The 10491-nt window shown below is 50.5% G+C and carries 7 protein-coding genes and 1 pseudogene; 6 read left to right on the top strand and 2 right to left on the bottom strand.

The genetic code is table 11. From position 1 onward, the window contains the following. Positions 1-1010 precede the first annotated feature (1010 nt). The 4 genes and pseudogenes from NJH59_RS08080 (at position 1011) to NJH59_RS08065 (ending at position 5123) form a co-directional block, all read left to right on the top strand. Positions 1011-2132, top strand: coding sequence for an AAA family ATPase (locus NJH59_RS08080; RefSeq protein ID WP_253086622.1), 1122 nt, complete (start codon positions 1011-1013; stop codon positions 2130-2132). Continuing rightward, positions 2119-2868: an HNH endonuclease gene (locus NJH59_RS08075; protein ID WP_253086621.1), complete on the top strand. Its 750-nt coding sequence runs from the start codon at positions 2119-2121 to the stop codon at positions 2866-2868. Before NJH59_RS08080 ends, NJH59_RS08075 begins: the two co-directional genes overlap by 14 nt. Positions 2869-3023: 155 nt before the next feature. Further along, positions 3024-3230: pseudogene (locus tag NJH59_RS08070) on the top strand (IS630 family transposase); the annotation flags it as partial. An 81-nt stretch (positions 3231-3311) separates the two neighbouring features. Next, on the top strand, positions 3312-5123 hold the full coding sequence (locus NJH59_RS08065; RefSeq protein WP_253086620.1) for a P-loop NTPase fold protein: 1812 nt from the start codon (positions 3312-3314) through the stop codon (positions 5121-5123). Positions 5124-5299: 176 nt separating this feature from the next. Here the strand turns inward: NJH59_RS08065 and NJH59_RS08060 are convergent, their stop codons facing one another. Continuing rightward, positions 5300-6598 carry an SIR2 family protein gene (locus NJH59_RS08060; RefSeq protein ID WP_253086619.1) on the bottom strand — a complete coding sequence of 433 codons (1299 nt, stop codon included), beginning with the start codon at positions 6596-6598 and terminating at the stop codon, positions 5300-5302. Positions 6599-7255: 657 nt separating this feature from the next. Between NJH59_RS08060 and NJH59_RS08055 the strand changes: the two genes are divergently transcribed. Further along, positions 7256-7810 (top strand): serine acetyltransferase, encoded by a 555-nt coding sequence (locus NJH59_RS08055; protein WP_253086618.1) that lies wholly within the window; start codon positions 7256-7258, stop codon positions 7808-7810. A 4-nt stretch (positions 7811-7814) separates the two neighbouring features. On the opposite strand, the gene NJH59_RS08050 is transcribed toward NJH59_RS08055, so the two are convergent. Then, complete coding sequence (locus NJH59_RS08050; protein ID WP_253086617.1) at positions 7815-8618, bottom strand: lipopolysaccharide biosynthesis protein; 804 nt, start codon at positions 8616-8618, stop codon at positions 7815-7817. Positions 8619-8753: 135 nt separating this feature from the next. On the opposite strand from NJH59_RS08050, the gene NJH59_RS08045 reads away from it, so the two are divergent. Further along, a complete protein-coding gene (locus NJH59_RS08045; protein WP_236176541.1) occupies positions 8754-10457 on the top strand; it encodes a SulP family inorganic anion transporter in 1704 nt (567 codons plus the stop codon). Positions 10458-10491: the final 34 nt, after the last annotated feature.

The raw sequence follows: 10491 nt of genomic DNA, 5'->3' as shown, positions 1-10491 counted from the left end.
TCAACAATCAGCTGTCGCCGGTAGAGTATGAGAAACGCTATTTTCTGAGCTTGGAGAGTGTCTAGGAAACCAGGGGCGATTCAAATCTGTGATTGCCCTGAGATTGCCCAGTTGCTGAACCGGCGATACAGCTCAGTTCCAGCAGATACGAAAGTGCCTAAAAAAGGCGACCTGATCCGGCTCTCGCCACGTGGCCTTCGGCGCAACGATGACGCCCTGATTCGCATTGTGAACGTCAGGTCGAATGAGCTTTTTGTATCTCAAGCACAGACGTATCGGACGATTAAAGCGGACGAGTTCGCGGGGTACTCATGGGATGCTGGATTTGCATTGAGCCCAAATGAAGCATTGGGAGTCGAGCTCCCTCCGGTATTGGTGTTTACCTCCGCTCAAGGCGGTGCTGGTGGGGAAAGGCCGGGGTCTGCCTTCGTCAGGAACCTGCAGGCGCAAGGGGTTCGCGTGATTGAGCACTGCGTATATGAGATTGAGGGCTTTCCGAGGCTTGCGAGTCCTGGGACTTTGCAGCGGATTGTGCCGCTGGTTGAGTGATTTATGGATCGATTCAATCCAGCTTGATTGATCTGAGCTACGCCCTGACACGAATCCTCGGGGTCGACATGGGTAGGTAATCATGAGCACACGGCCAGCCCTATTTATGTTGAGCCCCCATTCTCATCGACTCACCGATGGCCTTACGCTATCTTCCAACTCCGTTTAGTCTTGGCACACCAGGATCAGACTAGGCGATCACAAAAAATCTCACATGGACGGGCAGTAAAATGAGATTAAAAAGGTTTGGCACCACGTATATCGAAGACCCGCGAGACAATTATGAGATTCGATTCTCCAAGCACGAACAGAGTTCTAGGAACTATTTTTCAATACTGATTGGATCTAATGGAACTCAAAAGAGCCGAACTCTCAGATCAATATTAGACAATGCCGCCTACATGATCGAGGCCAAAGATTCCAGACGTAGGTCGCGGGCTGGCACGCTAGAACTTTGGGACATGGCGGATAAAAATACTCACATATCCAAAATCATCGCTGTATCAGGAGTGGCCACTGATCGATTTCCTTCCCGCCTCACACTGCGAAGGCGTCCACAACCCCAGGCTGCTTATAGGTATATCGGCCCCCGCACAGACAATAACCTCGTCAGTCGGGCACAAGGCATAGCACAGATTGCAACAAGCCTTCTTGAGTCCCCTGATCGAATCAGGTCTCGCTACAAACACTTAAAACATGCTTTCTCAATATTAAAAGTCGCAAACGGCATACACTTCACTTTTACAAGGTCTGTACCTGAAGAAGGTAAATGGACATTATCTAAGATCAAAAACCGCCTAATCAATATCAAGCTTGACTCCCAAGATGCAGAAGAAAGAGCTCAGCTTGTTTCTAGATGCGTACAGATCATGAAAGCCAACTACGAGGTTGAGATTCGGCTTGATTTAGATGATGTAGTCAGGATTGACGCAACGTATGGCGACCTAGAGGCGATTGAAGCGCTTTTGAGTTGCAATCTTATTGCAATTAAAGACAGCTATACCTACAACGACACCGACAGCAAGGTTCTTCGACTGAACGACTTCAGCTCAGGACAATGGCATATATTTTCATCGCTTTTATTTACGGCCATTGCGGTTGAAGACAATACATTAATTTTAATTGACGAACCAGAAAATAGCCTACACCCAGAATGGCAACAACAATATCTACGATTAATGAAAGATGTAATTAGCAGCTCAAGCGGCGTACATTTAGTTATTGCGACACATTCACCACTCATTGCTTCTTCGCTAGACCCAGTAGAAGCAGAAGTCATCAGACTGAAGAGAAATCAGCGCGGCAGGCTAACAGCTGATGCCCTGGCAGCAGGCCCGTTCGGATGGACTTCGGACGAAATACTTCAAGATGTGTTCGGTCTAGATTCTTCTCGGAGCATCGAATTCACCAAACGCATGGATGCTGCTTTGGGGCTATTTGCAAAAGGCGATCGAACCAATCCAAAACTACACCAGCTTGTTAAGTCACTTCAAAAGACATTACCTAACCTTCCTTCAGACGATATTGCTCGGCAAATTATAAACACTCTCTTGATTGTTCTAGACAATAGTGAGCTCGAATGAAATGGTTTTAATTCCAACTCATTTTGATCGAATTGAGAGACTTTGGTTAATGCCAGCTCACAAAGTCCAACTTGGCGCGGGGGTTGCTACTTATGGTTACAACTGGACTCACTCAAATTTTGACTGGCTAAAAACAAACCTAAATAAACGCCTGAGGAGGCGTCAAAAAGACAGATGTTGCTATTGCCGCCGCCCTCTAAAATACGACAAAGGCCTGGTCGAGCTCGACCATATTATTGACAAAGGACCCCAAAAGGGCTTCCCCCATTTCACTTTTGAGATTAAAAATTTGGCGCTAGCCTGTAAGGACTGTAACAACAACAAGGGCACCAAGACGGTTCTTTCGACCACAATTACAAAGACTGCACCTTATCCCGTGAAACCAAGCGCATATATTTGGGTTCACCCTCACATTCACCGATACTCTGAACATATTCTCATCCACCAAGGATGGGTATACGAAGCTAACAACAAATCACCTAACGGCCTAGCAGTCATTACTAAGTGCATGCTCCACAAGCTTGCAAAAAAAGAAGCAAAAAATAGGCGTGTAATTGTAAGCGGAGCCGCAGACCTAAACGATGCCGTTGCGAAAGCAATAGGCTTAGTTGGCGAAGTCGGACTCGATGCGTTATGCCAAGAGCTTGGAGGTTTTCTCGCTTCGCAGTGGAAAACTGCTACCCCACAGCAGATCCAAGATGCTATCCGACGCACTCACGCAAGTATTACTGTGTAGCATCCTCACTGAAATCCACTCTAATGCGGCAGATCTTTCGTCGGCGGGGACACCTTTCCTGCCGACACTCCAAAGATGAAGCCGCAAAACTGCTTTTATACACCATTACCATTGATGGCTGGGATTATAACATTGTGTTGGCGCGCCGATTACCCTGGATGAATATGATTGAGCGCTTCTTTCGGGACATTACCGTATACTTGCAGATCGGCAGCATTGCCTCCGCGCGCGAGTTAGGACGCGCCATCACAACGTTCATGGTATAACACAATGGTGAGTCGACCCGGTACATTTGGAACGCAAAGAGAGAAGGGATTTTGAACAAAATTCAAGGTGCCGGTGAGGAACTTGAAGACCTGTAAGAAAGCAAGCCATTTCAAGAACAGCACACCAATGCAAGTAGTAAATATTTTAATCAAGCTTTAAACTCATAAGGGAGTTATATGACTGAAACAGCCAACGAAAATATTGAAAAGAACTTACAACACTATTTAAATAGCAAGCACTCAAGCCAAGCCATTTTACTTACAGGCAACTGGGGATGTGGAAAAACTCATTTCATAAATTACTTTATAAGTAATAACAAATCTGAAGAATTAAAATTAATAAAAGTCAGTCTATTTGGACTTCACAGAATTTCCGAGGTGGAAGACCGCATACTCGGCTTCTTCTATCCTGTGATGAATTTAAAAGGGATGAAGCTCGTGGGAGATTCGATAAAAAGAATAGCCACCGCAATAAAACTGGAAGTATCCGAAGAACTAAAAGCCGAAGTATCATCGGCCGCGAGCCGGGGAAGCTTGAATTTATTCAATTTACTGATTGAAGGAAAATCAGATTACGCCCTCATTCTTGACGATATTGAGCGATCAAGAATCCCGCTTCAGGATCTTCTTGGCTATATAAACCATGTTGTGGAGACTTGCCAGATAAAAACAATACTGATAGCCAACGAAGCGGAGTTTGAAAAAGGGCAGGAGAATGACTATCGAAAATTTAAAGAAAAAGTCATCAGTAAAACTTTCTTGATCAATCACAACGCTGAAAATGTAATTGATCAATTCCTCTTGGACGACGCAGTAAACATCTACGAATTCAAGAAAATAATTGTTGAGGCATACGCCGCTTCCGACTGCCGCAATCTGCGTTCGCTCAAGCAAGCGATAGACGATTTCTCCCAAATGTGGGAGACGGTCGACGATAAATTCAAAGCTCATGATAAATATCGAATCCTGTTAGCCAAAACCTTTTTTTCGCTCAGCATGGAAGTTAAGTCTGCTAGAATACGCCAACAAGATTTTACATCCAGTAACGTTCTTAAAGCTGGCACGGATTTCACAAAAAAATATTTCAACTCGGAGCTACCGATATTTAGAGAAAATTTCTGGACTGATGTTCTTTTTAACGGCGACTACTCAAAAATAAACTCGCTATCCGAGTCTTTGTCATTTTTTACGAAGCCAGACACCCTAGAACCGGACACCCTGGAACAACTCAGGCAATTCCAGTATCTGGAGGACGATGAGTTCATCATTCTCGATAGAAGGCTGAACGCCGAAATCACAAGCCTCGGCGATGAGCAACCCCTGCAATTCCTCAGAAAAGCCGAGTTGATGGCGAATCTTATTGAAAATAACTTGAGTGAAATGGGGGTGGTAAGTCTGGCCAACTGCATAAGCGCCTACCCCATGAAACACCAGAATTCTGACAAATGGAAAAACTGCAATCTCAATGACTTTATCCAGTGGGAAGTTACTTACCTGAAGAAGAATGAAAAATTAGCAGACTCGTTTGAATCCTTTATAAGTGCGCACGCGGACGCCTTTAATAAAGAGCAGTTTAATAAAAAGCAAAACCGCGACTCTGACAAACTTTCAAGCTTCTATACAGCAATAAAAGAAGGTGATCGCACGACGCTAGTAAAATTGCTATATACCGAAAATCGCCATACCGTCTTCTTCACGGACGTTGATGTGGATCGGTTCGTCAGCGCGCTTGCTGAGGCGCCAAATACTGCCATTGCAGATTTCATTGAGATCGCATCGGAGCGTTACGTCAACGATCGTTTGAGACCCAATCATGGCAGTAATGAACTCACACTAGAACTGGATTTCTGGAACAATGCCTGTTCCGCTATTGAAGCGCGCCTTGACAGCGTCGCTCCATTGAAAAAATACAATCTGCAAAAATTCATTGATCCAACGATTACTAACTTCAAAAGCCTGCTGACTCCAGTAACCCAATCTATTCAGTAATAACACCAAACTCGCTTGGCAAATTTTTTACAGTAATGCCAAGCGATATTTGCTCGATAAATTCAAGCAAAAGCCTCCATACTCATTTATTAACATTATCAAACATCGATTATTGTACAAGGCGTGGCTGCTCAATGACACGCCCAAAGAGGGATTGACTCGTACACCAGAGCAGCTCAGTCAATAGAGTCAACGATCAACTGAGCTTCAGCTCCAACCGCTTGACCACTGATGTACTCGCGGATCATCGCCCGATTGGCTGCACTGATGGAGGCCCATCCGCTCAGCCATAACTTATATGCTTGCCAAGAATAGCCAAGACGCTTCTCTTTGCTCATAGTGACCATCGAGCGCCTCACCGCCTTCAAGTAAATGTCCTTGATCGTACTATTACCGACGTCAAACACAGTACCTAAGTGAATGAGCCAGCTCGCCAGATGATCATACTGCTCCCAGGCACCTGCCTCTAAAGTAAAAACCCTTTTGCGCTCCAAAAAGTCACCAATTACTTCCACTACACGTGGGTGTTTCAGGCTAAACCCTTTCGCTGGCAATGAAGCAATGACACGAAAGAATGAATCTTCCAATTTTATGTAGGTATCTTTGAAGCGCATTCCCTTCTCGATGACGTTCGATATTGATTTCAAAGACTGCTCTGCAATTCTTGAAGCTAGGCGAGCACTGCGATTAAGCTGAGTAAAAAACTCTCCTACCTCTAAATCATCAATAACCCGAATACCGAAGCTATGGAAATAGAAATCCTTAACTATCTGACCAACCTTCTTTCTAGATACAAAGAAAAGATTAGATCCTATAACATGATTGCTTGCAAACGACTTGTAGTCATTAATGATTCGTTTGAGATTGGTGTCCCCTAACGAGTAACCAATAATAACTACAGTATTCTCATGCAAAATGGTGCTTAATTTTCTTGAGAAATAAGAGTCACTGCCCATGAAGCGAAAATAATCATCAGAGGTCACTACCATATTCTCCGGAGAATCAATTGACCCGTGAACATGGTAGACCTTTATCGGTGCAGAAGAACGGGGTATCGGTCTGCCTGGAGCAATGCTTTGAACCCTGTCACTCCCTGCCAGCTCTTCGGATAGCTTATCGTAATTCGTTGTGACTACTCTAAAGGCGTATTCATGATAAAATTCCTGAACTGCATCGACATCCCCTTTCACCGAGAGAGATTCGATGATGCTCTTAATCTCAGTATTGATACTTTTGCCATGCCGGCTCAGCCTCAACTCAATGACTTGAGCGGACTCTTCGAGGCTAAGAGGCTTGTCGCCCTTGACCGGGAACAAAGCGGCTTTTAAGTCAGCACCTTCGGGCAAACCGTCACACACGTACTCAAGCAGGTTCTGCCATCCTGGAGCTTCCTGGTCTGATATAGCTTTGGAGAACCCTGTCCCGGTGAATAGGCACAGACGCTGTGTAGCGGCGGCATATGCGATCTCAAACATGCTGCTGTTCAAACTCAAAACTTATCCCTCGTTTTGAAAGTCCATGGTGGAGGAATGATTCCGAAGTTCAGAGGTTTTCGGACACTTAAATCACCTTGGAGGCACGCCCCGAATGCTAGCATTAAGCCACTCCTGCGAGAAGAACCGAGGCTCGCCGGTTTGCAACTCCGCCTGGTCGGGCTCTGCGATAGGCCGTTCATGAACGTAGATCCGCCATGTGCAGCGCTTCACAGTAAGCGGCGGTGGTCGGATATGACTTGATAGCGGTTCGGGGGCTAATGGGGCACCGGTCTCAGGATCGAGTCCGCTGGCCGACCAACCGAGCTACTACCCTAGGAATCAGCACAGGGCATGAGTTCACTAAAGGCAAAGTGCAGGGATAAGGCGTGCACCATGGTGCACCGTGACAATCGGCGGGTAGCGCCGGTTAATACTGGGGTCGCGGAGAACAACGAGCTACACGGCTACACACTTTACGTGATTTCTGGCCAATAAAGGTTCGATTCCCTTCACCCGCTCCAGCTTCCCCGCACCATCCTCTTGCCTCCAGGCATACCTCCAGATTCGTCATAGACTTGATACGCAGTTTTACTTGCGCTTCGGCTTCGCCATCGAATCGCATCGACATACCATTTGCTAACTCCAGAGGATCCCAGCTTGACCCTTGACCAGTTGTTCGAATGTTGGCGCAGGGAGGTCTCCAACAAGAAAAACCCAGGGAGTCGCATCATTCTGATTTCAAACGTCCTCAAACGGGCTCGCAAGGACAACAAGCTTCGGTACCTTTTCAACTTCCGTCTCGCTCAGTACCTGTACGGCAAGGGCGGGGGGTGGCGGCGCCATGCTCGCGGCATGCAGCAGCGGCTGAATCGCAGGTATGCGATAGACATCGACCTGAACGCAGTTATAGGGCCGGGTTTCAGAATTGCGCACCTGCCGGGCGTAGTCATAAGTGGCCACGCTCGTATCGGACGCAACTGCTTCATTCGGCAGAACACGACCATCGGCATCAAGACGCTAGGATTGGAGCACTATGAGCTGAGCATCGGCGACAATGTCAGTATCGGCGCCAACAGTTGCATCATTGCAGACAGGCTGACCATTGGCGACAACGCCACGATCGGCGCCATGTCACTGGTGAACAAGTGCGTTCCCGCCAACTGTGTTTTCTACAACAAGCGTGTGGTGTCTCAGCAGTTCAGCCAGAACTGATTACTCAAGAAAAGCTTTCGGCGGCCACCATCCCCAGTACTTGTTCGATGCCCAACTTGGGGATCACGTCCCGGGGAATTCGGGAGTTTTCCGAAAGGTTGTAGACCTCAAAGTTTTCATCAACCACTCTCTTGGCCATGAGTCTTAACGAGGGCAGGATTCTGCCCTCGAAATGGGTATCCAGACCGCAAGGTGATTTGGTCGAGGCATCATTCTCATAGAAACGCCCACTGGCCTGATTCAGATCAACACCCACCATGAATACCTTGGTAAAACCCACGTGGTAGGCCAACTGCAGTGCGGCGTAGGCGACAGTGCGCGCGTCGAAGAAGCCATGCCGCATGTCCTTGCTAAAGCCAATCGAGCGCGCACGCCGATTCCATAGCACTCGGCTTCTGGCGTGGTGGGGCTCACGCTTGAGCACCGACCCCAAGAGTGAGAGATCCTTGGCCTTGCTTAGCGCATACAGCTCACCTGCAGGTATTTCAGCCAAGCGATCGACTTCGGATTTCCACAAGGCAATGCGTTGGCTGCGCTGCAGGGCCAAGGTGTAAAGCTCGGGTTGCTGGAGACGAAAGCTTGTGTCTGAACATACGTAGAAGAACGGCCTTATATCGGTATCGATAAACATCGAGATGGCGCCGTTCAAGGTGATCATAGGAACATCGGCGAATTGCTCGATGGGAAAATCTTTCGCAGAAGCACCCGAGGCGATAATAAACACCGGTCCGCTGGCAATACCGCGACATGATTCGAAGTTGTTGACCTTCGCCTCAAGGGGCAGGCCTTCAGAAAGAACAGAGTCCATCGGCTTCCATAGATTAAAAAACGACCAGCCCTGATTATACACAGGCTGATAGCACTGCTTCAGAAACCAAGCCGTTCAATTGACCGTAAAATCCATTCAACCACCGTTACCTCGAAACATAACAAGGAACAGTCCATGTTTCTCTCCCGCTGGCTCCCCGGCCTCGCCAACCTGCTGCGTTACCGTGCCGAATGGTTTCGCCCTGACCTCCAGGCCGGCCTGTCGGTTGCCGCCATCCAGATCCCCATCGCCATCGCTTACGCGCAGATCGTCGGCCTGCCGCCGCAGGTCGGGCTGTACGCGTGCATCCTGCCCATGATGGTGTACGCCCTGGTGGGCAGCTCGCGCCAGTTGATGGTCGGGCCCGACGCTGCCACCTGCGCCATGGTCGCCGGTGCCGTGGCGCCGCTGGCCATGGGCGACCCGGCGCGCGTGGCACAGTTGTCGGTGATCGTCACGGTGCTGGTGGGGCTGATGCTGATCGCCGCAGGCCTGGCACGGGCCGGCTTCATTGCCAGTTTCTTCTCCCGACCGATTCTGATCGGCTACCTCAACGGTATCGGCCTGAGCCTGCTGGCCGGCCAGCTGGGCAAGGTGCTGGGGTTCAAGATCGAGGGCAACGGCTTCGTGCTCAGCCTGATCAACCTGCTCGAGCGCCTGAACGAAATCCATTGGCTGACGCTGTTCATTGGCCTGGCCGGCCTGGCTCTGCTGATCTGGCTGCCCCGGCGCTACCCCAAGCTGCCGGCAGCGCTGGTGACCGTGGCCATCGCCACCCTGGTGGCCGGCCTGTTCGGCCTGGACCGCTTCGGCGTGGCAGTCCTCGGTCACGTGCCCTCGGGCATGCCCACCCTCGCCTGGCCGCAGACCAACCTCGAAGAGATGAAAAGCCTGCTGCGTGACGCCCTGGGTATCGCTACGGTCAGTTTCTGCAGCGCCATGCTGACCGCACGCAGCTTCGCCGCACGCCATGGCTATGCGATCAACGCCAACCATGAATTCCTCGCCCTGGGCGTGTCGAACCTGGCCGCCGGCGCCTCGCAGGGGTTTGCCATCAGCGGCGCCGACTCGCGTACCGCAGTCAACGACATGGTGGGCGGCAAGAGCCAGCTGGTGGGCATCATCGCGGCGCTGGTGATCGCGCTGTGCCTGCTGCTGTTCACCGTACCCATGGCGTGGATCCCACAGGCAGCCCTGGGCGCCGTGCTGCTGATGGCCGGCTGGGGGCTGATCGACGTCAAGTCGCTGAGCAAGATCTACACCCTCAGCCGCTTCGAGTTCTGGCTGTGCATCCTGACCACGGTCGGCGTGCTGGGCGTGGGCGTGCTGCCGGGCATCATCATCGCGGTGACCCTGGCGATCCTGCGCCTGCTCTACACCATCTACCAGCCCACCGATGCAGTGCTGGGCTGGGCGCCCGGCATCGAGGGCCAGGTGGACATCCGCCGCCACAAGGACGCGCGCACGGTGCCAGGGCTGGTGGTGTACCGCTTCGACGACGCGATCCTGTTCTTCAACGCCGACTACTTCAAGATGCGCCTGCTCGACGCGGTGCAGAAGGAGGTGGAAGCCCGTGCCGTGCTGTTCGACGCCGAGGCGGTCAGCTCGATCGACGTGAGCGGCGTCGCGGCGCTGCGCGAAGTGCGTGAAACCCTGATGGCCCAGGGCATCGTGATGGGCATCGCCCGGGCCCGCGGCAGCTTCCTGCGGATGCTGGTGCGCTCGGGGCTGGCGCGGGAGATGGGCAGCGAGCTGCTGTACGGCTCGGTGCGGGCAGGCATTCGCGCCTACCGACTGTGGCGCAACAAGGTCAGGCGCGAGGCGGCTGTCGCACAGTAAACCTTTCGCCGGCGAGGCCGGCTCCTGGCGATGT

It is taken from the genome of Pseudomonas sp. VE 267-6A (assembly GCF_024126555.1).
In the GTDB taxonomy this organism is placed as follows: Bacteria; Pseudomonadota; Gammaproteobacteria; order Pseudomonadales; family Pseudomonadaceae; genus Aquipseudomonas; species Aquipseudomonas palmensis.
This window is presented reverse-complemented; position numbering and strand designations above follow the sequence as displayed.